The sequence below is a fragment of the [Bacillus] caldolyticus genome (genome assembly GCF_003595605.1).
GTDB classification, from domain to species: Bacteria; Bacillota; Bacilli; order Bacillales; family Anoxybacillaceae; genus Geobacillus; species Geobacillus thermoleovorans.
The window spans coordinates 3,038,150-3,060,804 of the sequence record NZ_CP025074.1 but is presented as its reverse complement, the minus strand read 5'-3'; the positions used below and the strand labels follow the sequence as shown (position 1 = coordinate 3,060,804).

Sequence of the window (22,655 nt, the reverse complement as noted above, 5' to 3'; positions counted from 1 at the left end):
AGCTTTGATTATAGCAACAGCGCGAAGAAGATTCAATGATGAACGAAAAGCCAAGCCGCCGTTCGGGCTTTCCGGAAAGACGCGAAACGGCCAGAGCCGCGCCAAGAAAACAATCGACAATATGGAAAGCGCAGCACTTTGTGCTCCAGCCGGCGGACGGCGTCCAAAAGAAAAAGCCGCCATTGTGACGGCACGTTCCTGTTTCGTCCGCACATGAACGGGCTAGTCCAACACCCGGCCGACGAGCGAAAACAGCATTTCCATGAGCGCGGTGACGGCATCGGCAAAAAGTTGGCCGAGCCTAGAGAACAAGTTGAACGTTTTCAGCTCGCGAATCGTTTCTTGCTTTTCTCCTAAATCTCCAGCAACGACCGGCCGGCCAAACACCGCCGCTTCCACCTCACCATTTTCCCTTTTTTCCATATCGATGACGGATGGAAACGACGGATCGGCATAACCGCGCATCCGTTCCATGCCGCGATGCGCCTCTTGCATGCCAAACAACACGCCGAAAAAAAGAAGAAAGATCGCTAGAGTAAAGCGGATGAACCATCGTGCCATAGTGACGCTCCTTTACTTTTTCTCCGCCGGAGCCGGCGCTTCGACTTTTTCCGCCTGCCAATAATAGTCGCTGAACACATCGGCCAACGCCGACACGGAACGAAACAACTCAGTAAACGTATTGTCAACACCGCCGACTTCAATTAAAATCGCGTTTTCCGATAAATCTTGATTAAACTTGCCGTTCGTCCCGGCTCCTTTTTTCTCGATCACCCCGCGGCTCAACCCTGGATATTTCTTTTGCAGCAACTGATGCAACGCGGTAGCCAGCTGCAAGTTTTTCTCGTATGTCGCGTTTTCTCCGCCAATAATGAATGCGACACGCGCATAATCAACGCCGTTGATCGTAGCCGTCGTATATTTCCGCCGCCGCGAATCGCGATGGATATCGATGAAGTAGTGCAAGTCACGATTTTGCTTCATTGCTGCGACCACTGTTTGGCGGGACATATCATACGATTGGGAGTATTTCATCCCTTTCTTTAACAATTCGCTGACAATGTCGATTTTGCTCACTTCAGCCCCGATGCCGCGCTTTTCCAGTTCTTCCGCTAACTTTTCCCCCACTTTTGTGATGTTGACCGTCGGGTGAAACGCCAAATCCGGGTCAGTGACCCCTTTGAGCGCCGGCAAAAACGACTCATGCGTATGGGTATTGTAAATGTAGACCACTTTTTTCCCTCCGGTCGTCTGCGATGGCGGGGGAACCGGTTTTTCATCTTCGTTCTTGTTTGCTTGTTCGAGTTCATCGACCGAGGCTTGCCGTTCCGCAAGCATCGCCTCAAGCGGCGGCGCTGATTCGTATGGCATGTTCGTATAATCCGTTCCTTCACCAGCGATGAGAATTTTGCTGTCATAAAGGGCAAAGCCCGGCAGCTCGCTGCCAAGCAGGCTGCGCGGGTCATCGGGATTGATGCTCGTCGCCAGGCGGAACAATAGCGATGAGTAATTCGTCTGCCGCCGATCTTTCGGCAGCAGCTGCGCAAAATATCGATTTTCCAAGGCGAACAGACGAATGAACGTCTCTTCCGGAAAATGGGCCGCCATATCGTTCAGCGATGATGACGACGGACGGTATTCCGGCCGCAGCGATGTGAGCGCTCCGACAAGCATAAACATCATCATGCAGCCAAGGATGATGAGCATCAACAGTTTCTTTATGCTGGCTCCTGGAATCGCGATCATGACGTTTGGGGAGCGCCATCGTTTCATATTCCCACCCTTTCCCGGCTTGTCTCCTCAGTTTAACGTATGGCCAAGCGGGAAAAGATAGAACTGTTTTTTGTTTAATGGGTGTAGGAGCCGACATTGCCTTGGTCGACTTGCCGATGCAGCGCCGCATTCAAGCCGCCGGCTAATAAGTTGGCCATATCGCCGATAAACGAATCGATCTCTTTTGGGGTCACCATCAAATTATGCCCGAGCGGGGCGAGCACTTCATAGATGAGACGCCGCTTTTCTTCATCGCCAAGCGTGCCGACCATGCCAAGAAACGTCGACCGTTCTTGCGGCGACGGCATGTCTTGTTCCGTCAATTTTCGTTTGCGCCCAAACGTCCAGCCCGCCGGAGCGAGCGCGCTTGACGGCCGTTTCCCTTCGCGCATTTCGCGGCCGAAGTGCTTCAAAATGAAATCGATCGTGTCGCTCGTGATGGAGACCGCATCGACAACCGTCGGAACGCCGATCGAAATGACCGGAATGCCAAGCGTTTCATAGCTTAACTCTTTCCGCTTGTTGCCGACCCCGGAGCCAGGATGGATGCCGGTGTCAGAAATTTGAATCGTCGCGTTGACTCGTTCGATCGAGCGGGCAGCCAAGGCGTCAATCACAATGACAAAATCCGGCTTTGTTTTCCGGACGACGCCGTCGATAATGTCGCTCGTTTCAATCCCGGTCGTCCCCATCACCCCCGGAGCAAGGGCGCTCACCGGCCGGAAGCCTTCCTCGACGCTTTCCGGCTGCAGCTGGAACAAATGACGGGTGACAAGCACGTTTTCCACCGTGAGCGGCCCGAGCGCGTCCGGGGTGACGTTTTGGTTGCCGAGCCCGACGATCAAGCAGCTCGCTTGATCGGGAATGCGGAGCCGCTTGAAAAAGGCGCTGAGCTGCTCGGAAAAAATGCGCTGCACGTTTTGCTGCAGCTCGGTGTTTTGTTCGCGGATGCCTTGCGCTTCAATCGTCACGTAGTGGCCTGGCTTTTTGCCGATCGAGGCCGCTCCTTGTTCCGTGACATGCACATGCGACAGCTTGACGCCGTTGATCTCCTCGTCATGAATGATGACCCCCTCAATCGGCGCGGCGCTTTCTTGTTTTTGCTGCAAGCGCTCCTCGAGTGCGATCTCATGCGCTTCGATCGCTAAATCCGTGCGCACCGAGTACTGGCGTAAATCGAGCGACTGTTCCATGTCGTTCCTCCCCATTTCTGCCGTTTTCTTTTATTGTCGCCGCAATCAGGCCCGGTCATTCATGTTTCGTAAAGGATTTTCGCTTGAACACTCTTGCATAATCCAAACACGTTTGATAGAATAACACTTGTTCTTCCTGTTGTTCACAACAGAAAGTAGGAATGGTAACGGAGGTGAACGAACGTGGCTAACATCAAATCAGCGATCAAACGCGCGAAAACGAGCGAAAAGCGCCGGGCTCACAACGCCTCGATGAAATCGGCCATGCGTACGGCGATCAAAAAATTTGAAGCGCTTGTTGAATTGAAAGACGTGGAAAAAGCGCGCGAGGCATTCATTATTGCGTCGAAAAAATTAGACAAAGCTGCAAGCAAAGGCCTTATCCATAAAAACGCCGCCAGCCGGCAAAAATCGCGCTTAGCGAAAAAATTGAACAGCATCCAAGCTTCCTAATCAAAAACGACCTGGCGCCAGGTCGTTTTTTTGTTTTTCTTTTGTTCACGGCAAACGGCCGGGCGATCGCTTCACCGCCGGCCGTGACGCCCCGCTTGCGCCGGGCGGGTGCCCCACCGCATCAGAAGCAGCTCAACGGCCAACCGGCGATCGACCGCTCCGCTTTTCACTTCGTAATCGGCGTCAGCGAGCTCGTTGATCGCCTCAGCAAGCTCTCCGTCAGCGAAGCGGGCCGCTTGAGCAAGAGCGAGCTTGACGCGGAACGGGTGCACCTTGAGCGCCGCAGCAATTTGCGCCTGCCCGTAGCCTAAGGAGGCAAGCCATTTCACTTGCGAAAGCAAGCGGAAATGGGCGGCGAGCAGCGCCAAAATTTTGATCGGCTCTTCATTGTTTTCAAGCAGATCATAAAACGTCTGCAACGCCGCTGGAATGTCGCGCTTCGCCACTTGCTCGACAAGCACAAATACGTTTTCTTCCGGCGTGCGGGCGACAAGCCGTTCAACCGCCGCCGCCTCGATGGTTCCGCCCGATCCGGCAAACAGGGCCAATTTATCGATTTCATTCGCCAAGGCGGAAAGCTGCGTCCCGGCCCGCCGCAACAGGACATCAATCGCCTCGTCGCTTGCTTGCGCCCCTTGGCTCTCGATGCGGCGCCGCACCCAGGCGCGCAGCTCCGCTTCGGCGAGCGGGGCGGCGATGACGACTTCGCTTTGCTCTTTGGCGAGCTTCGTAATTTTTTTTCGCTCATCAAGCTTCTCGTACGGCGCGAAAAAGACGACGATCGAAAACGGCGACGGCGCCTTCAAGTACGCCTCCAGCTTCGCCAAATCATGTTCGATCTCCTTCTCTTTTTCAGACGTGAAAAAATATGGATGCTTGATGAGGATGACACGCCGCTCGCCGAAAAACGGCGCCGTCTCGGCCTCCTCAAGCGCCGCCTCGACCGGCGTTTCCTCGCAGTCGTACACAGCCAAGTTCCACTCCCGCTCCTCCGGGCCAAGCGCTGCGTTCACCAATCGCTCATACGTTTCCGTTAATAAAAACGGCTCATTGCCGTATAATAAATAAAGGGGAGAAAAACGCCGTTTTTCAATGTTTCCCCATACGCGTTCCAGCATGTTCCCGTCTCCATTCCCTAGCAAACGTCTCTGCTAGAAAAGATACACCGTTTTTCGTCATTTTACAAGGGAACCGGCTGCCGAAAAAACCGGTTCCCCTTTATATAAACGCCAGCCTATAAGTCCTAGGACCTTATTGGCCAGCGGGTTATTTTTATGTTTTCCCGGCTGTTTGAAAGTATTTGTGTCAACTGTTGTCAAGGAAGGAAAAGAAGCAAGCGGCGGTAGATTTTTCACGCGTTTTCGTCTATACTAAAAATGATTGAACGAGGAGGGGGAAAACGATGAACGTATTTGAAAAGGAAGTGCAAAGCCAACGAAATGACGCCGTCGATTCCGCCGTCGGATTCATCGTGTCGTTCGGCTTTTTCGCTACCATGTTCATCATCGCAACGTTGATCGAATTTTTCGGTCGATAAGGATTGCTTACATAAGCAATCCTTATTTTTTGTTTTGGCTGAAACGTTCCGCTTTTTTGTGCACTACATCTTATGGTTTCATCACCTGAAAGGTTCCACCGTTTTCGTCATACACATAGCGAATGGCCCCGTTTTCATCCGTCCGCCAAATGATCGCCCGTTGTTGCCGAAGCCGCATAAGCACCTCGGGGGACGGATGCCCGTAGCGATTGTAGCGGCCGACGGAAATGATGGCCGCTCGCGGCTTGACCGTCCGCAAAAACAGCTCTGTTGTCGACGTTTTGCTGCCGTGGTGGGCGACTTTCAATACATCGGCGCGCAGCTCTGGATAAGCGCGGATGAGCGCCTGTTCCGCCTCTTCCTCGATATCCGCAGCAAACAGCCATGTCAAGCGGCCGAGGCGGGTGAGCAATACAAGCGAGCCGTTATTATCCTCATTGTTTCCCGCCTCCGGGTGCAATACGGAAAACGCGGCATCCCCCACCTTCCACCGATCCCCCCGCACGCTGGCGGCCACCGGCACAGAAAACGGGCGCGCCATCGCCTTGACGGCCGGCAGCGCTCCTGGGCTTGTGACAATCTTCTTGACGCGCACGGCTCCCATCACCTCGGGAGCAGCCCCGATATGGTCGGCATCATCGTGCGTCAAAATCAGTTGATCAAGCGTCCTCACCCCTTGGGCTTTTAAAAACGGCACGACAACGTCGCGGCCGACGGCAAACGGCCGCGACCGCTTGCGCCACGGTTCGCGCACCCATTCCGGCGTCCCGCTGGTATCAATGAGATAGACTGCTTTTCGATAAGGAAGCTCAATATAAATACAGTCCCCTTGCCCAACATCCAATACCGTCACTTCCCCTTTCGGATCCACATACGGGGCGGCCAGCTGAAGCGCCGTCGCCGCCGCCACCGCTGTCAATCCGCGGAGCAGGCGGCCGCGTTCCCAATCCAAAAACGCCGCCGCGATGGCCGTCAGATAGCCAGCTAAGCACCACGGCCCCGGACGCCCGAGCACAAGCATAAACGAGTAATCGACCGAGAAAAAACGGACAACCGCGTCCGTCAGCTCAATGAGGCGGCTAAACAGCCAAATGAGCGGAGAAAAGGAAAAAACTGCGGATAGAAAAGCAATGGGCAAAATGACAAATGAATACCAAGGGACGAAGAAGACATTCAGCCCTATGCTCCAAACAGAAATTTCATAAAAATGGTAAAGCAAAATCGGCAGCGCGGCAAGCTGAGCGGCGAGCGCGGTCTGAAACAAGTTTTGGAGCATCGAACGAGCAGAGGCGAGCACCGACACATGGGCGAGAAGGGCAAACGTGACAAGAAATGATAGTTGAAAACCGACATCCCAAACCATATATGGGTCAAAGACGAGCAGGGCAAGCGCTGTCCAACTCAACGCATCCAGCGGATGGATCATTCCTTTTTTCCACTGGACGGCCAATACAATCATCCCGGTCGCACAGGCGCGCAGCACCGACGGCGAAGCGCCGGCGAGCACCGCATACATAGGCAAGAAAACGAGCAAAGCAAGCACGGCCGCTTCGCGCGTCACAAACCGAATGGCAGCGGCCAACGCAGCGCCGACAAGCAGGGTGACATGGCCGCCGGAAATGGCCAACAAATGGATGATCCCGAGCTGCTGGTAACCGCTAATCACTTCCTCGTCCAACGAGCGGCGTTCGCCATAAATGAGCGCAGCGGCGATGCCGGCCGCTTCCGGCGGAAACTGGGCTTCAATGCGGCGGACGCCAGCCTCACGAATCGCCTCAAGCCGTTCGATGATGGTGGGACGGACGCGCACGCAAGCGGAAAGATCGATCGCCTCAGGGAGAAAGAGCCAATGGATACGATGGCGGCGCAAATAACGGCGGTAATCAAATGCATACGGATTGCTGGCTGGCATAGGGCGCTCGAGCATTCCGCTCAGCCGGCACACGACCCCGGGCATAAGACGCGCACGCAGCGCTTCTTTTTCCGCAGCCGTCCGAATGATGTAACGAAGCTGCACCCGCTCCTTGCCAGCTTGCACCGCCGCCTGCAATCGATCGCCGTCGATCGCCGGCGCGGCGGAAAAACGAACGGAAAGCGAATGACGGCCGCCGGAAAGGGAAGTTTTGTTATGATGGTCAACGATGAGAAAATAGACAAAAAAGAAGAGAGCTGCAACGAGAGCAGGAAGGAAACAGTGCGGCCGGCGGATGAAAAGAAGAAGGAGATAAATGATAAGGAGAAGACATGTGGTTTTGGACGGCGAGGCCGCCGCCACGGCAAAGAGCGCCGCCGCGGCGGGATAGACGGCTTGTCCTTTCATGCTCCCCCTCCGCCGCCGGAAAGCAAGGCGAACACATCCGTTTTCAGCGGCACTTGCACAAGCCGGACGCCAGCTTGAGCAAACAGCTCCAAGGCGTACGGGTGGTTTTTGTAGTCTTGGGCGTAATAGACAGCGCGAATGCCGCTTTGAATGATCGCCTTGCAACAATGCAAGCACGGAAAATGGGTGACATACATCTCGGCCCCCTCGGTCGGGACGCCGAACTTGGCGCATTGCAAAATGGCATTCATTTCCGCATGGATCGTCCGTACACAATGGCCGTCAATAACGTAGCACCCTTCATCGGTGCAATGGGCGCCCCCGGCGATCGAGCCGTTGTACCCGCCGGCGATGATGCGCTTATCGCGCACAATCGTCGCCCCGACCGCCAGCCTTGTGCACGTGCTGCGCAGCGCCAACAGATGGCTTTGCGCCATAAAGTATTGATCCCATGTGATGCGTTCCATTCTACGTCCCTCCGCTCGTTTCCATACTTTTAGTCTACCCGCCGCCGCCTGCCCCCGTCAACGCCGAAAAACGTCCGCAGCAGCCCTGATCCGCCCATAAACGAGAAGCATTGCGCTCCCCCGCCTCGTTTACGGCACAAGCAAATACGGTTTCAATTTCTCCAGCGTTTTTTCGCCAATTCCGGTTACATTCAACAAATCTTCCACCCGCTGGAACGGCCCGTGTTCTTCGCGATAGGCGATGATCGCTTTTGCCTTCGCCGGTCCGATGCCGGGAAGCTGCATCAACTCCTCTTCCGTCGCCGTATTGACCGCCACTTGCGGCCCGTCCCGAGCTCCATCGCTTGGAGACTTGCCGACGGCATCTGACGCTGGTGCGGCCTCGTCTTTTGCCGGCACGTAAATCATCATCTCATCGCGCACTTTTGCCGCCAGATTGATTTTCGTTTCATCCGCCTCGTCCGTCAATCCGCCGGCTAGGGCGATAACATCGCGAACGCGGGCGTCCGCCGCCACTTCGTACACTCCTGGCTTCGCGACCGCCCCTTTCACATCCACCACAGCGGTTTTGGGCGCCTCGTCCTTTTTTTCTTCCGGCCGGGCGGCATCCGTTTCAGCCGCCGCCGGCAAGACGACTTGCTCCTTTTCATCCGTCGGATGACGAAACACCCATAACCCCGCCGCCGCGGCAAACAACAAGAGCACCCCCGCTTTCCCATAACGTTTTCCAAGCTCCTGCACATGCTCCCACATACGATCCCATCCTTTCCATCTCCAGTCATAAACCGAGCCTTTTTCTCATACATATCGAAAAAGAGAGTTCCGGTGAACCAAAACCGGGAGGGGGGACAATGCATGAACATCGGCGTTATCGGCACGGGGAATATGGGCACCATCTTAATCGAAGCGTTCCTCGACTCCGGCGCCGTGAAAGCGGATCAGCTCGTCATAACGAACCGTACGCTTGCGAAAGCGTTCGCGATACAACGCGCGCATCCCGGCATTGCAGTGGTTGCCGATGCGGCTGAAGTCATCAAACAATCCAGCCTCGTCTTTTTATGCGTCAAACCGCTCGACATCCACCCATTATTGCAGCAACTGGCCCCGCACTGGACAAACGAACACTACCTCGTATCGATCACAAGCCCGATCAGCGTCGAACAGCTTGAAGCAGCCGTCCCTTGCCAAATCGTGCGCGCCATTCCGAGCATTGCAAACCGGGCGCTCTCCGGCAGCATCCTTGTCACCTTCGGCTCGCGCTGCTCAGCCGCCTGCCGGCAAACGATCGATGATCTTCTCCGGCGCATCGCCTCGCCGGTGTACATCGACGAGGCCATCACCCGCGTCGCTTCCGACATCTCAAGCTGCGGTCCAGCGTTTTTCAGCTATTTGCTTCAGCGCTTCATCGACGCCGCAGCGGCCAAAACCGCCATCACGAAGGAACAGGCGACGATGCTGGCGACCGATATGATCATCGGCCTTGGGGAACTGCTCAAGCGGAATCTGTACACATTGCCAACGTTGCAGGAAAAAGTATGCGTCAAAGGCGGCATTACCGGGGAAGGAATCGCTGTGCTGGAACAACGAATGAACGGCGTCTTTGAAGAAGTGCTGGCGAAAACACATGAGAAGTTTAAAGAAGATGTGGAGAAGGTGAAGCAACAGTTTCCTTGATTGATTTTCATTTGACAAGCAGCAGCGAAAATCCTGCTTCGTTCGACAAAAAAATGGACCCCAGCTTGTACGGCTGGGGTTTTCATATTTACGGATTTTTCGTTGGATTCCATCGTCGTTCAACCTTTTAGCTGTTGCTTGTTTTTATCTATATTGTTTCGATCCTCATTCGGCTATTGAGCCGGGCACAAGATTTCTTCCAATTACGTTTGGTTGACATTACACTCGTTTCAATCCTCAGCCAGCTATTAAGCCGGATGCAAAACGATAGAGCATTTTCCCTGCATGATTTTATGTTTCAACCAAAATCTCCCTAAATCTTCCTCATCCACGTTTCTTTTTATGATTTATGATTTCTCGCTCTTCGCCCCTCACCGCTTCCGCGCGACGAAAAACAACCGCTCCGCCGTCTCGGTCGGGGGCGCATCGGTGAAATCGGCGGTCACTTCAAGCACCTCGAAGCCAGCGGATTCGAGCCATCGCTCATAGACGGCGCGCTCGAACGTACGCTGTTCGTGCCATTCGTCGAAACGTTCGTATAGATCGCCGCGGCGGACGAAAAAGGTTAATTCATGCCCGACGCTGTGCGGCCAGTCAAGCGGATGGCACATCCATATGTAGCTGAGGTCGTCATCCTGGTCCGCAAACACGGCGTCGCGGAACAGGACGTCCATTTTGTAGACCGAATGGACATCAAACAAAAGCAGCCCGCCGCCGCCAAGGGCGCGGGAGACGGCGGCGAACGTCCGCTTCACATCCTCTTCATTCGTTAAATAGTTGAGAGCATCGCAAAACAGGAAGGCGCCATCCAGATCAGAAAACCCGTCGAGCTCCGCCATGTTTTGCTCGAAAAACGGCACCTCCACTCCCGCCGCTTCAGCTTTCGCCTGGGCGACGGCGAGCATATGTTCAGAGAGATCAACGCCGGATACTTGCCATCCGGCCTTGGCAAGGCGGATGGCAAGCTCTCCCGTCCCGCAGCCGATGTCAATGACCCGTCTCCCCGGCCGTTTGGTGTATTGGGCGAATGCCCGTTCAACAAACGATTGCCATGCGTCATACGGCGCCTCAGCCATGAGCGCATCATACCAGTCGGCGAAGCGGCCGTACGTCATGGCTGCAACACAGCCGCGACGTCTTCCGTCGGGGCGTCCCCCCAGAGCCGTTCGAGGTTGTAATACTCGCGCTCCTCTTTGGCAAAAACATGCACAACGATGTCGCCCAAGTCGACAAGCACCCATTTCGCCTCATGGAATCCTTCAACCCGCTTCACCACTAGGCCGTGTTCTTCCGCTTGGTCTTGAATTTCGCGGGCGATGGCCTGCACTTGTTTGTCCGAATTGCCATGGCAAATGACAAAATAATCGGCGACAAGCGAAATGCCTTTCATGTTCAAGACGACAATTTGTTCCGCCTTTTTATCATCCGCCGCGCGGACGACAAGCTGCAACGCCTCTTGTTCCGTCACCGTTTTGCTTCCCCCTTCACTTCACGCATGAGTGAATTGTACGCATGAATCGTATCTGGATAAATGAGCTGGCGCTTCTCAAGCAAAAACGCGATCGTATTTTTCACCGCCTGCAAAAGCGCCCGGTTGAGGTCTTCTTCCGCCAAGCGCCGTACGTCGTCGACGCCGGGGAAGCGGCGCCCTGGTTCAATATAGTCGGCCAAATAAATAATTTTTTCAAGCACCGTCATTCCCGCCCTCCCGGACGTATGGTAGCGAATGGCATCCAGCACCTCCGGATCGTCGATGCCGACTTCTGTCTGCACCAAATAGGCGCCAACGGGCGCATGCCATAGCTCACTGTTGTAAGCAAGCAAATCGTTGGGCATATTTTGCGCCAAAATGATTTGTTTCATTTCCTCGACCGGACGGAATTTGGCATAGTCGTGGAAAATCGCCGCCAGTTCCGCCTTTTTCGCGTCGGCGCCGTATTGCCTGGCGAGCTTAACAGCGGTCTCGACAACGCCAAGCGTATGCTCGTAGCGCTGCTCTGTCAGCTGTTGTTTCACGATCAGTAACGCCTGTTCTCGCTCCATATAGCCCCTTCTCCTCAATATAAAGTCTAACGCCTTCCGGCACAAGATAGCGAATCGTCTGCCCGTTCCGCACCCGCTCGCGGATGAGCGAGGAAGAAACGGCAAACTGCGGCGCCTCAACTTCGATGACCGGATACGGCGTTTCCATGGAAAACCCCGGCCGCTTGACGCCAACAAACGTCACCAACTCGATGAGCTCATCGATGCGGTGCCAATGGGGCAAATATTCGACCATATCGGCGCCGATGATGAAATAAAACTCGTCATTGGGATGCATCGCGACAAGCTGCCGGATCGTATCGTACGTATACGAAGGCCCTTCCCGCTCGAGTTCGATCGTCTCAATATGAAAGCGCGGATGGCCAGCCACTGCCAACTCGAGCATGCGCAGCCGGTCTTCGCTTTTGGTCACTTGTTCGTGCTGCTTATGGGGAGGAAGGCGGTTGGGCAGAAACCAAATTTCTGACAACTGAAGGGCGTCAAGCACTTCATTCGCCATGAGCAAATGACCGTAATGAGGCGGATCAAACGTGCCGCCGAAAATCCCGATTTTTCCCATCTTCTTTCCTCCCGCCGCCTGCCGTGGCTGCTCCCATTGTCAATCAGGCAGAACGATTTGTTTATGCTCCTTCGATTCTTTGTATAAGACGATCGTATTGCCGATCACTTGCACGACTTCCGCCCCCGTTCCAGCCGCGAGCTGCTCGGCGACGGTGCAGCGGTCTTCTTCACAGTTTTGCAAAACGCTCACTTTCAACAGCTCGCGCGCTTCGAGCGCCGCCGCAATTTGTTCGGTCATCGCTTCCGTCACGCCGCCTTTGCCGACTTGGAAAATCGGTTTCAAATGATGGGCTTGAGCGCGCAAAAACCGTTTTTGCTTTCCCGTTAGCATATGTTACCTCCTTAACGCTTCGATGACAAGCTGTTTCATCCGGTTGACATCCGGCCATTGGCCGGTCCACTTTTCGAACGCTAGCGCCCCTTGGTATACGAGCATGCCGACGCCGTTTTGCACACGGGCGCCGCGGGCTTTCGCTTCTTTCAGCCATTTTGTTTCCAGTGGATTGTAAATAATATCGGAAACGATCACCCCTGGGCGCAGCCGTTCAAGAGAAAGCGGCTGCACCTCGACACGCGGATGCATGCCGACAGAAGTGGTATTGATGATAATATCGTATTCGGCCAGCCGCGTTTCGGCCTCGGCGAGTGAAAAATACGCCGAGCGGCGCTCGTCCCCTTCGCGGACGAGCCGCTCCGCTTTTTCCACCGTCCGGTTGGCCATATCGATGCGCTCGGCTGCCGTCGACAGCAACGAAAAGTAAATGCCGCGCGCCCCGCCGCCAGCGCCGATCACCAAAATCCGCTTGCCGTCCAAGGTGATGTTCATTTCCTCTTCCAACGCTTGGACATAACCGAGCCCGTCTGTATTATAGCCGACGAGCCGGCCGTCGTTGTTGATGATCGTATTGACCGCCCCGATGCGGCGCGCATGTTCGTCCACTTCGTCCAAAAACGGAATGACCGCCAGTTTGTGCGGAATCGTCACGTTCACCCCGGCGATGCCGAGCGCCCGCACGCCAGCGATCGCCGCACCGACTTGCCCCGGTTCGACGGAAAACAAATGATAGCGCGCCGGAATGCCCAAACGGGCGAATGCATCATTATGCATGAGCGGCGACAGCGAGTGCTCGACGGGAAACCCAATCAACCCGTATACCTTTTCCACGTTTCTCCCCTCCCGCTTTCCATTAAATCAACGATTGACGGATAAATACGTCGACCCCTTTTGGAGCATGGACGACGAGCTGGGCACCCGGGTCGTTGCACGTCACCCAGCCGAGTCCGGAAAAAACGATGTCCGTCTTCCGCTCTTTGACAGACAGCGAGCGCGGCACAAGCGGCGGAAATTCAGCGGCATAGCGTTTGTTTGGCGGCGACAGCAAATCGCCAAGCTGATTGGCATAAAGGGAGTCGGCTTTTTCCAACTTCGTCCGATGAACCGTCAACTCATTGGCCATGTAGCAGACGAACGAGCGGCGCCCGCCTTTGATGTAATCGAGGCGGGCCAAGCCTCCGAAAAAGAGCGTCTGCCCTTCGTTGAGCTGATAAACGCGCGGATGGATTTCCCGCTTCGGCGTAATGATCTTCAAATCGCGCGCATCAACAAAGTGCGCCATTTGGTGATGGTTGATGATCCCCGGCGTATCATACAGCGTCGCTCCACCCTCAAGCGGAATTTCGATCATATCGAGTGTCGTCCCCGGGAAATATGACGTGGTAATCACATTCCCTTTGCCGGTCGCCTCTTCAATGATCCGATTGATGAACGTCGACTTGCCGACATTCGTGCAGCCGACGACGTAGACATCGCCGCCCTCACGGTAGCGATTGATCGCTTCCATCACCTTCGCCATGCCAATTCCTTTCGCTGCGCTGACAAGGCAGACGTCAACCGGACGCAGCCCGAGCTCTTCCGCCATGCGGCGCATCCAGCGCAGCAGCTTCGGGTATTTGACCGACCTCGGCAATAAATCCGCCTTGTTGCCGACAAGCAAAATCGGATTCTCGGCCGCAAACCGCGGCAAGCCAGGAATCCAGCTGCCGTTGAAATCGAAAATGTCGACGATGTTGACGACAAGCGCCTTCGATTCCCCGATGCGGTGCAGCATGTTTAAAAAATCGCTGTCATCAAGCGGCACGTCTTGCACTTCGTTGTAATGTTTCAAGCGGAAGCAGCGCTGGCAAATGATTTCTTCCTCGTCTTTTTCGAGCACGCTTTTCGGCGCATAGCCCGCCTTTTTCGGATCGTCAAACTGAATGGCCGCTCCGCAGCCGATGCAACGCAGTTGTGGCTCCACGATCATTCCTCCCAGTAAATCATCCCTTTTTTGCGCATCACCTTTAAAATTCTCCGCTCCATTTTTCGATTGAAACGCGTCCATAATCCGTCCGTCTGGGCGACCGGGACGACTAAAATCGTGTTCAGTCCGAGCCGGTTGCCCCCAAGCACATCAGTCAGCAACTGATCGCCGATGACGACGACTTCCTCTTTCTTAAGCTCCATCATCTTTAATGCCTGCAAAAACGCGCGTGTCAGCGGTTTGCGCGCTTCAAAGATGAACGGGATGCCAAGCGGCTCAGCAAACGACTGCACGCGTTGTTTATTATTATTCGATACGATGACGACCTTAATGCCCGCCTGCTTCATCGCATCAAACCATGCGGCCAGCTCCGGGGTGGCGCTCGGCCGATCCCATTCAACGAGCGTATTGTCCAGATCGGTGATGATCCCTTTGACCCCTTTTTGTTTCAGCTCATCCGGAGTAATGTCGATCACACGCTTGGCAAACTGGCTTGGCAAAAAGTAGTGAAGCATGCCGGACACCCGCCTTTCCATTTGCTTTTCCCATCATAGCGAATTTGATCGTTTGTTTCAAAACAAAGTTTGCCAATGATAAACAGAAAAAATTTTCGACAAATTTTGCATTTCTCCATCTTGTGGATAACTGTTGCCCACATTATACACAAGCTGGCCATCACACTTCCTACTCTTTATAAACATGTTTTCCACATGTTATCCACCGCTTCCTGTGGATAACAGAACGGTTGTTCTCTTTCACAAGTCATGGTACATTGTAAGTAACCTACCATTATATGTATGACATGTTTGGCATATTCCATCCAAAAAAGGAGGACGCCCCCGATGAAACATTTGTCCGACGAGCTGTTGATCGAGTCGTACTTCAAGGCGAAAGAACTCAACCTCAGCCCGGAATTCATCGAGTTGATTGAAAAAGAAATCCAGCGCCGTTCATTGACCCACAAAATTAAGCTGTCCTCATAAGCGAAGGCCTTCGGGCTTTTTTTGTTTCGGAAAGCCTTAGCGCTCATGCGCCTCGCACCAATAGCCGAGCCGCTCGCCGACTTTGATCGGCATGGGCGCAACAATGCGCGGGTCAGGGGCGAAACTTCCGCGTTCAAACAGCAAGACGACCGTTGAACCGAACGAAAAATACGCCATTTCCTCTCCTTTTACAAGCTGCTCACCCTCATGGGTCAATTCAATGCTGTTGACGAACATGGCGCCGATTTTCACGATCGCCAAGCGCTTGCCGCCGGCTGTGACCTCGGTGATGAGGCGGTAATTTTTCTCGAGCGGCCGACGCCCATATTTTAAGCCAAGACGGTTGACCGGATACGACTTGCGGCCGAGCGCCCACTGCTTTTCGATCACTCCAGATATTGGGCTGTGGATGCGGTGATAATGACTCGGGCTTAAATACAGAATAAAAAAGAACCCGTTCACATACGGTTGTGCCGCTTCAACGCTGCCGAGCATTTCTGCAATGGAATACGGCTTTCCCTTGACGATCATTTCGCAGTTTTCTCGAATCGTGCCCATGTCTTCAATGACGGCGTCGACCGGGCTGACGACCGTATGCTCATCAGCGTCGACCGGCCTCACCCCAGCCTTCAGCCGGCGGACGAACAGTTGCTGCAACGTCTTATAATTTTTTAAGCTTTTTTCCATTTCGTCTTGGTTAATATGATAAATTTTTGCATACGATGATATCAATAGCCCGCTGAGTCGCGATTTGGCAAACGAAGCGAGCAGCTTTGAAGAAAGCGAGTGATTGGTCAGCTCGATGAACAAACGATAAAGCCATTTTCGCAAGCACGTTCCCTCCAGTAGCGCAACATCGCCATTCGTTACTACCTTCCATATTACCGCCAAAATGAGTATAATGGTAGTAGAATTTTCTTTTGGCGTTTTCTGTTGGAAAAGGAGTGGGGAAACTTGTTCTTATCGGACTATTTAGATTATACGTTAAAAAAGCTGAAAGCAAACGTGGCAAACATTTTGACGATGACAAACCTGTCGCTTGGCGGCTTTTCCGTCCTGGCTACGCTGAAAGGGCAGCTTCATATGAGCGTGCTGCTCGTTTTTTTAGCAGCGTTTGTCGATCGCTTTGACGGCGCTGTGGCGCGCAAGATGAACATTGAATCCGAACTTGGCAAGCAGCTCGATTCGATGAGCGACATCGTCTCCTTCGGCGTCGCTCCCGCCTTGCTGATGTACCAAGGCTTGTTCCATGAGTTCGGCGCGCCCGGCGCGGTATTCACCGTTTTGTACATCGCTTGCGGCGCCTTCCGCCTCGCTCGCTTCAACATCACAGAAAACAACGGCTACTTTGCGGGGCTGCCGATCACCGCCGCCGGGGTGCTGATGACGCTCGGCTATTTAGCCATCCCGTACTTCCCGCCGCAATCGTTTATGTTTTTGGCGCTCATTTTATCGTTTTTAATGGTCGGCACGTTTAAACTGAAAAAAATATGATGATCACCGGAGCTGCCCTTTCCGTCATCCTAATGGAGCGGGCGGCTTTTTGCGTCTCATGTCACACCTTTTTCCCTTTTCAACCTCCTATATTCAGTATATGATAAATATGGTTTCTTCATAAAAACGCCCAATGGCGTAGATCGTTCGTATGGAAAAAGCGGGGGGATTCATTTGGACAAAACATCGGTCATCGGCATCATCCTTGGCGTCATTGCCGTCGGGCTGGGCATGTACTTTAAGGGCGTTTCGCCTGCTGTATTGATCAATCCGGCCGCCATCCTCATCATTCTCGTCGGGACGGCGGCAGCGGTCGTCATCGCCTTTCCGACGCACGAAATTAAAAAAGTGCCAAAGCTTTTCAAAGTCATTTTCACGGAATCAACGACGCCGACGGTCGAACAACTGATTCCGCTGTTCGTCGATTGGGCGAATATCGCCCGCCGCGAAGGGCTGCTGGCGCTCGAGGCGAAATTGGACGACATTGACGACCCGTTTTTGCGCAACGGACTCAGCATGGCAATCGATGGGCAAACGCAAGAGTTCATCCGGGATGTCATGACAGAGGAAATCGTCGCCATGGAAGAGCGCCACGAAGCGAATGCCGCGATTTTTTCCCAAGCAGGCACGTACGCGCCGACGCTCGGGGTGCTTGGGGCCGTCATCGGCCTGATTGCCGCCCTTGGCAATATGGAAAACATCGCCGAGCTCGGCAAGGCGATCAGCGCCGCTTTTGTCGCCACGATGCTCGGCATTTTCACCGGCTATGTGCTTTGGCATCCGTTTGCCAACAAACTGCGGCGGAAATCGAAGGAAGAGGCGCGCGTGCGCTACATCATGATTGAAGGGGTGCTGTCCATTTTGGAAGGACAAGCCCCGCGCATGATCGAACAAAAACTCGCCTCATACTTGCCGGAAAACGAGCGGCGCCAAGCGCTGGTGCAAGGGGAAACGGCCAATGGCTAAGAAAAAAAAGAACAAGCATGACGACCATATGAGCGAGGCATGGCTGATTCCGTACGCGGATTTATTGACGCTATTGCTCGCCCTATTCATCGTCTTGTTTGCGAGCAGCCAAATCGACCAAAAGAAGTTTCAAGAAATTGCGCGCGCCTTTAGCACCGCCTTTGCCGGCGGAACGGGTGTTCTTGACTTTCAAAGCCCGATCGAGCCGATCACTCCACCGGCCCAAGACGAAGAAGGACGGCATCAAGCAAAGCAGCCTTCCCCAGCCGTAAACGGAAAGGAAAAAGAAGAATTAGGGCAAATCAAAGCGAAAATCGACAGCTACATCCACGACAACAAGCTGACGGGAAAACTGCAGACTTCCTTGACGGACGAAGGGCTCGCGATTACCATTTTGGATGATATTTTATTCGACTCCGGCAGCGCCGAAGTGCGCATGAAAGACCGGCGTCTTGCGGCGGAAATCTCCGCTTTGCTCGTCATGAACCCGCCGCGCAATATCATCATCAGCGGCCATACGGACAACGTGCCGATCCATAATGAGAAATTTGCTTCCAACTGGGAGCTGAGCGTCATGCGCGCCGTCAATTTCATGAAAGTGCTGCTTGAAAACAAGCAACTCGATCCGCGCTATTTCAGCGCCAAAGGGTATGGCGAATACAAGCCGATCGCCTCCAACGCCACCGCTGCCGGGCGGATGAAAAACCGGCGTGTCGAAATTTTAATTTTGCCGCGCACCGACGTCAATGATTCGTCCACATCCACTCAGTGACCGCCGCGCCTTCAGCGGGCGGTTTTCTTTAGCCGTCGCTTTGCCAAAACTCTCTTTTCCATGTCCAAACAGAAAAACCGGCGGTTCGCCGGTTTTTCCTCCTTCGTCCGCAAAGACCTTTATTCGAAAAAATCAAAGCTTGATCGTCCATTTAATGACTCCGGCTTTGGCAAGCGCCTCAACCAAAATGACAACGACCGGCCCGACGAACAACCCGATAAAGCCAAGCAGCTGAAACCCCAGATAGACGCTGACGAGCGCGGCGAGCGGGGAAATGCCCAAATTGGTGGAAAACACTTTCGGCTCAATGATCCGGCGCACGACGGTGATGACGACAAACAGCACGATGAGCCCGATGCCAAGCGTATTGTTGCCGTTCGCCATGCTGATGAGCCCCCACGGAACAAGCACGGAACCCGTTCCTAAAATCGGCAAAATATCAACGACGACGATGACCAGCGCCATCAACGCCGCATAGTCGACCCCCAACACGAAAAGGCCAGCCAGCGCGAGGAAAAACGTAATTAAACTAAGCAAAAACTGCGCTTTTAAAAAGCCGATCCCCGCTTTGCTCAGCTGGGCGACGACCATCCCAAGCCGCTGTTCGGTCCGTTCGGACAAATAGCGGCGCATGCCTTGCTTCAGCTGCGGCAAATCGAGGCAAATGAGAAACAGTGCGATCAAATACACTAAAAAATGAATCAAAAACGCCGGAATGGCGGCAATATAATGGACGAGCGACTGCGTCAAGTTGGTCGCAAACGACAAAAGCATTTGCTCGACGGTATTGACGCCGCGTTCAAGCGAATCGATGATTTCCTGCGGAATGGAGCTGGAATACGACTGCCACGTTTGAATGAGGCGGTCGAGCACTTTCGTCGCTTCGTTTAGCACATAAGGCAGTTTTTGCGAGAGCGCCATCACTTGTTGCACAAAAATCACGACTAGAAAGTAAAGGGAAAGCCCAAGAATGATGATGAACAATGAAAAAATCACCGTGACGGCGTGCGCGCGCTTCAGCTTATAGTTTTCTTGCAATCGGCGGATGGACGGCTCGAGCAAAAGCGCGGTCGCAAGTGCGAAAAGAAGAGGCACGCTGTATGGCACAAGCCATAGCCCCACAGCGAATAGCAACGCAATGATAATCCAACGTTTCACGTTCGTCCCTCATTTTTCATAAAAATTTAGCCAAAAGATGGTTCATGTATAAATATAGCCGACAGCATGCGGACGGGCAACTATTTCATGCGCTCGTTTTCATCTGCAGCGCGGCGTCGTCGTTGCCAAACGATGTAAATCGCCGCCACCGCCACCGCCGCTGCAATAGCCGGTCGGACGTATGGCGCCGCCATCTCGTCAATTTGCCGCCATCGTTGGCCAAGCTGCTCTCCCAACCAAATAAACAAGATGGACCATGGGATGATGGCCAACACCGTGTAAATCGCAAACGGCAACCACTTCATCCGCGCAATGCCGGCGGGGATCGAAATCGCATGGCGGACAACGGGGATAAACCGGGCGCTGAAAATGACGCCGGGGCCAAATTTCGCAAACCAGCGTTCCGCCACATCCAAATGTTTTTTCTGGATCAATACATATTTCCCATACTGATCTAGAAACGGCCGTCCGCCATAGTAGCCCATCCAATACAAAAACAACTGCGCCACCGTGCCGCCTATTGTCCCAGCTGCCACGGCCCCAGCAAATGAGACATCCCCCCGCGCTACCAAATAACCGGCATAAGCCAACACGATCTCGCTGGGGATCACTTCCACCATCAAGGCGAGAGCGATGCCGACATAGCCTAAACTGGTCAAAAAGGAAAACATCGATTGAATGACTTCGTGCACCGTTTTTCCTCCTTGTCTTTCGCTTCCTTGTCCATTTTTTCATTATACTATACGTTCCTTGCCAACAAAACGGGAAAAGCGGCTGATCATTCAGCCGCTTTCACGAGTGTCGATGATCATCTATATAGATGCAATTTAAAGCTTTAACATTTTTCGTCTTTGCCGGTCATTGCATCCGACTGTCGAGTGACCGAACAGCGCCGCTTCCAGACCCATGAATGGGTCTGTGAAGCGGCGTTGTTCGGTCTTCCGTCACGCTAAGGCGTGACGGAGGCAAGCCACACGCTTGCCTTCGACAGTCGAAAATGGGCAAACCACTTTTCTGTCAAGGATATGTTAAACTTCTTTGTTGCATCTATATACATAGTTATTATTGGTTAATCAACACATCTGAGCCACTTTTCTCTTAGGCGCTTTGCTGCTGCAGCTCAGCGATGTATTGTTTTCCTTGTTCTTCGTTATATTGCCCTTCCCATTTCGACATCACAACCGCCGCCAGCGAGTTGCCGATGACGTTGACCACTGTGCGCGCCATGTCCAAAAGGCGGTCGATGCCGGCGATAAACGCCAATCCTTCAACTGGAATGCCAACCGTGCCAAGCGTCGCCAATAAGACGACAAACGATACGCCTGGGACACCGGCAATCCCTTTGGACGTCACCATTAAAACGAGCACAAGCGAGATTTGCTGCGAAATCGGCATGTCGATGCCGTACAGTTGAGCGATAAAGACAGCCGCCAGCGCCTGATAGAGCGTCGACCCATCCAAGTTGAACGAATAGCCGGTCGGAACGACAAAGGATGTTACAGCCTTTGAACAACCGAATTTCTCCATTTTTTCCATAACCTTAGGCAACACGGTTTCCGAGCTCGACGTGCTATAGGCAAGCACTAATTCATCCTTTAAGATTTTTATAATATGGAAAATATTTGTACCTACCAATTTGGCCACAGCGCCAAGCACCACCAACACGAAGAACGCCATGACCGCATAAACGAGCACAACAAGCTTGCTGAGCGGAAGGAGCGAAGCGACGCCGAATTTCGACACCGTCACGCCGATCAAGGCGAAAACGCCAAACGGCGCAAACTTCATCACTTGGTTCGTCACATAAAACATCGCTTCCGCTGTGCCTTGGAAAAAGCGAAGCACCGGTTTCCCTTTTTCACCGATCGCGGCTACGCCCAACCCGAACATCACCGAGAAGAAGATGATCGGCAGCATATTCCCGGTCGACAGCGCTTCAAACACGTTTTTCGGCACGATGTTGACAAATGTTTCAACCATCGAATGGTGCTGCACTTCGTTCGTCGTATCGACATACGACTGGATATCCGTTTTCTCAAGCGACTTCATATTGACGCCGACGCCTGGTTGGAAAATGTTCGCTGCCAAGAGGCCGACGATAATGGCAATCGTCGTAATGATCTCAAAATAAAGGATCGTTTTGCCGCCCAACTTTCCGAGCTTTTTCACATCACCGACGTTGGCGACGCCGACAATCAAGCTCGAGACGACGATCGGGATGACGATCATCTTAATTAAACGGAGAAAAACATCTCCGATCGGCTGCAAATACGTCGCTACTTTAGGGCTTCCGTAAAAAATGGCCCCAACCATAATCCCGAGAATAAGGCCGATGAAAATTTGCCATGCCAAGCCGATCTTGCGCATGATGCTTTTTCGCCTCCTTTAGACAAATTTAGACAAAAGACGACAAAATTATTTTACTTTTAAAAATAAAATCTGTCAATATTTTTGATTGAAATCGCTTCATCAAAGGATATAAATGAAAGAATTCAGTTTTTTAAAATAATTTCTATTCTTCCACTACTGAAAAAGCGGGTCGCTGCACCAGCAACCCGCTTTTGTTATGACCGCCGTTTTTCTTTTTCCTGCCGATAAAACTCGTGAAACATTTTCATTAATGCCCGTTTTTCAATGCGCGAGACATAGCTTCTCGAGATGCCGAGCTCTTTGGCGATTTCACGCTGCGTTTTTTCCCGCTGCCGACCGAGGCCAAAGCGATTGATGATCACCTCTTTTTCCCGCTCATCAAGCACGCTGATATATTGTTTGACTTGTTCGAGCTCCATGTTCAAGTGGATTTCATCGACGATGTCTTCGCCTTCGGCTTTTAAAATATCAAGCAGGCTGATTTCGTTTCCTTCTTTGTCCTGGCCGATTGGCTCATGCAACGAGACGTCTTTGCGCGTTTTTTTTAATGAACGCAGGTGCATCAGGATTTCGTTTTTAATGTCATTAGTG

The 22,655-nt window shown here is 53.2% G+C and carries 27 protein-coding genes and 1 pseudogene; 8 read left to right on the top strand and 20 right to left on the bottom strand.

Annotated elements, in window-relative coordinates:
• Window positions 1-38: 38 nt before the first annotated feature.
• A complete protein-coding gene (locus tag CWI35_RS15880; protein ID WP_162924031.1) occupies window positions 39-188 on the top strand; it encodes a hypothetical protein in 150 nt (49 codons plus the stop codon).
• 34 nt (window positions 189-222) lie between these two features.
• On the opposite strand, the gene CWI35_RS15875 is transcribed toward CWI35_RS15880, so the two are convergent.
• The 3 genes from CWI35_RS15875 to gpr form a co-directional block, all read right to left on the bottom strand.
• Window positions 223-561, bottom strand: a complete 339-nt coding sequence (locus tag CWI35_RS15875; RefSeq protein ID WP_119877917.1) for a YqxA family protein — start codon at window positions 559-561, stop codon at window positions 223-225.
• 12 nt (window positions 562-573) lie between these two features.
• Complete coding sequence (spoIIP, locus tag CWI35_RS15870) at window positions 574-1,773, bottom strand: stage II sporulation protein P (protein ID WP_011231989.1); 1,200 nt, start codon at window positions 1,771-1,773, stop codon at window positions 574-576.
• A gap of 74 nt (window positions 1,774-1,847) precedes the next feature.
• A complete protein-coding gene (gene gpr, locus CWI35_RS15865; RefSeq protein WP_119877916.1) occupies window positions 1,848-2,966 on the bottom strand; it encodes a GPR endopeptidase in 1,119 nt (372 codons plus the stop codon).
• A gap of 183 nt (window positions 2,967-3,149) precedes the next feature.
• On the opposite strand from gpr, the gene rpsT reads away from it, so the two are divergent.
• Window positions 3,150-3,419 carry a 30S ribosomal protein S20 gene (rpsT, locus tag CWI35_RS15860; protein ID WP_011231991.1) on the top strand — a complete coding sequence of 90 codons (270 nt, stop codon included), beginning with the start codon at window positions 3,150-3,152 and terminating at the stop codon, window positions 3,417-3,419.
• 71 nt (window positions 3,420-3,490) lie between these two features.
• Here the strand turns inward: rpsT and holA are convergent, their stop codons facing one another.
• Window positions 3,491-4,537 carry a DNA polymerase III subunit delta gene (holA, locus tag CWI35_RS15855; protein WP_119877915.1) on the bottom strand — a complete coding sequence of 349 codons (1,047 nt, stop codon included), beginning with the start codon at window positions 4,535-4,537 and terminating at the stop codon, window positions 3,491-3,493.
• Between the two features lie 284 nt (window positions 4,538-4,821).
• Between holA and CWI35_RS15850 the strand changes: the two genes are divergently transcribed.
• Window positions 4,822-4,956 carry a YqzM family protein gene (locus CWI35_RS15850; protein ID WP_011231993.1) on the top strand — a complete coding sequence of 45 codons (135 nt, stop codon included), beginning with the start codon at window positions 4,822-4,824 and terminating at the stop codon, window positions 4,954-4,956.
• Between the two features lie 70 nt (window positions 4,957-5,026).
• Here the strand turns inward: CWI35_RS15850 and CWI35_RS15845 are convergent, their stop codons facing one another.
• From CWI35_RS15845 to CWI35_RS15835, 3 genes are all read right to left on the bottom strand, one after another.
• Window positions 5,027-7,276: a DNA internalization-related competence protein ComEC/Rec2 gene (locus tag CWI35_RS15845; protein WP_119877914.1), complete on the bottom strand. Its 2,250-nt coding sequence runs from the start codon at window positions 7,274-7,276 to the stop codon at window positions 5,027-5,029.
• Window positions 7,273-7,743 (bottom strand): ComE operon protein 2, encoded by a 471-nt coding sequence (locus tag CWI35_RS15840; protein ID WP_011231995.1) that lies wholly within the window; start codon window positions 7,741-7,743, stop codon window positions 7,273-7,275. Before CWI35_RS15840 ends, CWI35_RS15845 begins: the two co-directional genes overlap by 4 nt.
• Before the next feature lie 129 nt (window positions 7,744-7,872).
• Window positions 7,873-8,496, bottom strand: a complete 624-nt coding sequence (locus CWI35_RS15835) for a helix-hairpin-helix domain-containing protein (protein ID WP_014196384.1) — start codon at window positions 8,494-8,496, stop codon at window positions 7,873-7,875.
• 102 nt (window positions 8,497-8,598) lie between these two features.
• Between CWI35_RS15835 and comER the strand changes: the two genes are divergently transcribed.
• Window positions 8,599-9,417, top strand: a complete 819-nt coding sequence (comER, locus tag CWI35_RS15830) for a late competence protein ComER (RefSeq protein WP_011231997.1) — start codon at window positions 8,599-8,601, stop codon at window positions 9,415-9,417.
• A gap of 371 nt (window positions 9,418-9,788) precedes the next feature.
• Here comER and CWI35_RS15825 read toward each other — a convergent pair whose 3' ends face one another.
• Genes CWI35_RS15825 through CWI35_RS15790 form a run of 8 tightly spaced genes read right to left on the bottom strand, consistent with a single transcriptional unit; the run spans window position 9,789 to window position 14,836 of the window.
• Window positions 9,789-10,532: a class I SAM-dependent DNA methyltransferase gene (locus CWI35_RS15825; RefSeq protein ID WP_119877913.1), complete on the bottom strand. Its 744-nt coding sequence runs from the start codon at window positions 10,530-10,532 to the stop codon at window positions 9,789-9,791.
• Entirely contained in the window at window positions 10,529-10,885 is a 357-nt protein-coding gene (gene rsfS, locus CWI35_RS15820; RefSeq protein WP_011231999.1) for a ribosome silencing factor, read from the bottom strand. Before rsfS ends, CWI35_RS15825 begins: the two co-directional genes overlap by 4 nt.
• Entirely contained in the window at window positions 10,882-11,460 is a 579-nt protein-coding gene (yqeK, locus tag CWI35_RS15815) for a bis(5'-nucleosyl)-tetraphosphatase (symmetrical) YqeK (RefSeq protein WP_011232000.1), read from the bottom strand. Before yqeK ends, rsfS begins: the two co-directional genes overlap by 4 nt.
• Window positions 11,369-12,019, bottom strand: coding sequence for a nicotinate-nucleotide adenylyltransferase (locus CWI35_RS15810; RefSeq protein ID WP_011232001.1), 651 nt, complete (start codon window positions 12,017-12,019; stop codon window positions 11,369-11,371). The genes yqeK and CWI35_RS15810 overlap by 92 nt, the downstream gene beginning before the upstream one ends.
• Before the next feature lie 39 nt (window positions 12,020-12,058).
• Window positions 12,059-12,352, bottom strand: coding sequence for a ribosome assembly RNA-binding protein YhbY (yhbY, locus tag CWI35_RS15805; RefSeq protein ID WP_014196388.1), 294 nt, complete (start codon window positions 12,350-12,352; stop codon window positions 12,059-12,061).
• A 3-nt stretch (window positions 12,353-12,355) separates the two neighbouring features.
• Window positions 12,356-13,186: a shikimate dehydrogenase gene (gene aroE, locus CWI35_RS15800; RefSeq protein WP_011232003.1), complete on the bottom strand. Its 831-nt coding sequence runs from the start codon at window positions 13,184-13,186 to the stop codon at window positions 12,356-12,358.
• A 22-nt stretch (window positions 13,187-13,208) separates the two neighbouring features.
• The gene (gene yqeH, locus CWI35_RS15795) at window positions 13,209-14,318 is read right to left on the bottom strand and encodes a ribosome biogenesis GTPase YqeH (protein WP_011232004.1); all 1,110 of its coding nucleotides are present in this window, start codon (window positions 14,316-14,318) and stop codon (window positions 13,209-13,211) included.
• 2 nt (window positions 14,319-14,320) lie between these two features.
• Window positions 14,321-14,836, bottom strand: a complete 516-nt coding sequence (locus CWI35_RS15790) for a YqeG family HAD IIIA-type phosphatase (protein ID WP_011232005.1) — start codon at window positions 14,834-14,836, stop codon at window positions 14,321-14,323.
• A gap of 327 nt (window positions 14,837-15,163) precedes the next feature.
• On the opposite strand from CWI35_RS15790, the gene CWI35_RS15785 reads away from it, so the two are divergent.
• Entirely contained in the window at window positions 15,164-15,304 is a 141-nt protein-coding gene (locus CWI35_RS15785) for a sporulation histidine kinase inhibitor Sda (protein ID WP_008879941.1), read from the top strand.
• 36 nt (window positions 15,305-15,340) lie between these two features.
• Here the strand turns inward: CWI35_RS15785 and CWI35_RS15780 are convergent, their stop codons facing one another.
• Window positions 15,341-16,135 carry a phosphatidylserine decarboxylase gene (locus CWI35_RS15780; RefSeq protein WP_011232006.1) on the bottom strand — a complete coding sequence of 265 codons (795 nt, stop codon included), beginning with the start codon at window positions 16,133-16,135 and terminating at the stop codon, window positions 15,341-15,343.
• A gap of 123 nt (window positions 16,136-16,258) precedes the next feature.
• Here CWI35_RS15780 and pssA point away from each other — a divergent pair, with 123 nt between their 5' ends.
• The 3 genes from pssA (at window position 16,259) to motB (ending at window position 18,536) form a co-directional block, all read left to right on the top strand.
• Entirely contained in the window at window positions 16,259-16,798 is a 540-nt protein-coding gene (gene pssA, locus CWI35_RS15775; RefSeq protein WP_014196390.1) for a CDP-diacylglycerol--serine O-phosphatidyltransferase, read from the top strand.
• Between the two features lie 174 nt (window positions 16,799-16,972).
• Entirely contained in the window at window positions 16,973-17,764 is a 792-nt protein-coding gene (gene motA, locus CWI35_RS15770) for a flagellar motor stator protein MotA (protein WP_011232008.1), read from the top strand.
• Window positions 17,757-18,536 carry a flagellar motor protein MotB gene (gene motB / locus CWI35_RS15765; protein WP_013524187.1) on the top strand — a complete coding sequence of 260 codons (780 nt, stop codon included), beginning with the start codon at window positions 17,757-17,759 and terminating at the stop codon, window positions 18,534-18,536. Before motA ends, motB begins: the two co-directional genes overlap by 8 nt.
• A gap of 132 nt (window positions 18,537-18,668) precedes the next feature.
• Here the strand turns inward: motB and ytvI are convergent, their stop codons facing one another.
• The 4 genes and pseudogenes from ytvI to CWI35_RS15745 all read right to left on the bottom strand — a co-directional run.
• Window positions 18,669-19,694 carry a sporulation integral membrane protein YtvI gene (ytvI, locus tag CWI35_RS15760; protein WP_011232010.1) on the bottom strand — a complete coding sequence of 342 codons (1,026 nt, stop codon included), beginning with the start codon at window positions 19,692-19,694 and terminating at the stop codon, window positions 18,669-18,671.
• Between the two features lie 80 nt (window positions 19,695-19,774).
• The gene (locus CWI35_RS15755; RefSeq protein WP_119877912.1) at window positions 19,775-20,386 is read right to left on the bottom strand and encodes an undecaprenyl phosphate transporter UptA; all 612 of its coding nucleotides are present in this window, start codon (window positions 20,384-20,386) and stop codon (window positions 19,775-19,777) included.
• 406 nt (window positions 20,387-20,792) lie between these two features.
• On the bottom strand, window positions 20,793-22,061 hold the full coding sequence (locus tag CWI35_RS15750; protein ID WP_011232012.1) for a cation:dicarboxylate symporter family transporter: 1,269 nt from the start codon (window positions 22,059-22,061) through the stop codon (window positions 20,793-20,795).
• Window positions 22,062-22,258: 197 nt separating this feature from the next.
• Window positions 22,259-22,645: pseudogene (locus CWI35_RS15745) on the bottom strand (sigma-70 family RNA polymerase sigma factor); the annotation flags it as partial.
• Between the last annotated feature and the right edge of the window lie 10 nt (window positions 22,646-22,655).

Excerpts from the sequence above, each read along its gene's own strand:
- CWI35_RS15880 (WP_162924031.1), top strand. The coding sequence starts at position 39 with ATGAACGAAAAGCCAAGCCGCCGTTCGGGCTTTCCGGAAAGACGCGAA.
- holA (WP_119877915.1), bottom strand. The coding sequence starts at position 4,537 with ATGCTGGAACGCGTATGGGGAAACATTGAAAAACGGCGTTTTTCTCCC.
- CWI35_RS15750 (WP_011232012.1), bottom strand. The coding sequence starts at position 22,061 with ATGCGCAAGATCGGCTTGGCATGGCAAATTTTCATCGGCCTTATTCTC.
- motB (WP_013524187.1), top strand. The coding sequence starts at position 17,757 with ATGGCTAAGAAAAAAAAGAACAAGCATGACGACCATATGAGCGAGGCA.
- gpr (WP_119877916.1), bottom strand. The coding sequence starts at position 2,966 with ATGGAACAGTCGCTCGATTTACGCCAGTACTCGGTGCGCACGGATTTA.
- CWI35_RS15850 (WP_011231993.1), top strand. The coding sequence starts at position 4,822 with ATGAACGTATTTGAAAAGGAAGTGCAAAGCCAACGAAATGACGCCGTC.
- CWI35_RS15785 (WP_008879941.1), top strand. The coding sequence starts at position 15,164 with ATGAAACATTTGTCCGACGAGCTGTTGATCGAGTCGTACTTCAAGGCG.
- CWI35_RS15845 (WP_119877914.1), bottom strand. The coding sequence starts at position 7,276 with ATGAAAGGACAAGCCGTCTATCCCGCCGCGGCGGCGCTCTTTGCCGTG.
- CWI35_RS15875 (WP_119877917.1), bottom strand. The coding sequence starts at position 561 with ATGGCACGATGGTTCATCCGCTTTACTCTAGCGATCTTTCTTCTTTTT.
- CWI35_RS15790 (WP_011232005.1), bottom strand. The coding sequence starts at position 14,836 with ATGCTTCACTACTTTTTGCCAAGCCAGTTTGCCAAGCGTGTGATCGAC.
- spoIIP (WP_011231989.1), bottom strand. The coding sequence starts at position 1,773 with ATGAAACGATGGCGCTCCCCAAACGTCATGATCGCGATTCCAGGAGCC.
- CWI35_RS15835 (WP_014196384.1), bottom strand. The coding sequence starts at position 8,496 with ATGTGGGAGCATGTGCAGGAGCTTGGAAAACGTTATGGGAAAGCGGGG.
- CWI35_RS15825 (WP_119877913.1), bottom strand. The coding sequence starts at position 10,532 with ATGACGTACGGCCGCTTCGCCGACTGGTATGATGCGCTCATGGCTGAG.
- comER (WP_011231997.1), top strand. The coding sequence starts at position 8,599 with ATGAACATCGGCGTTATCGGCACGGGGAATATGGGCACCATCTTAATC.
- yqeK (WP_011232000.1), bottom strand. The coding sequence starts at position 11,460 with ATGGAGCGAGAACAGGCGTTACTGATCGTGAAACAACAGCTGACAGAG.
- CWI35_RS15810 (WP_011232001.1), bottom strand. The coding sequence starts at position 12,019 with ATGGGAAAAATCGGGATTTTCGGCGGCACGTTTGATCCGCCTCATTAC.
- CWI35_RS15840 (WP_011231995.1), bottom strand. The coding sequence starts at position 7,743 with ATGGAACGCATCACATGGGATCAATACTTTATGGCGCAAAGCCATCTG.
- yhbY (WP_014196388.1), bottom strand. The coding sequence starts at position 12,352 with ATGCTAACGGGAAAGCAAAAACGGTTTTTGCGCGCTCAAGCCCATCAT.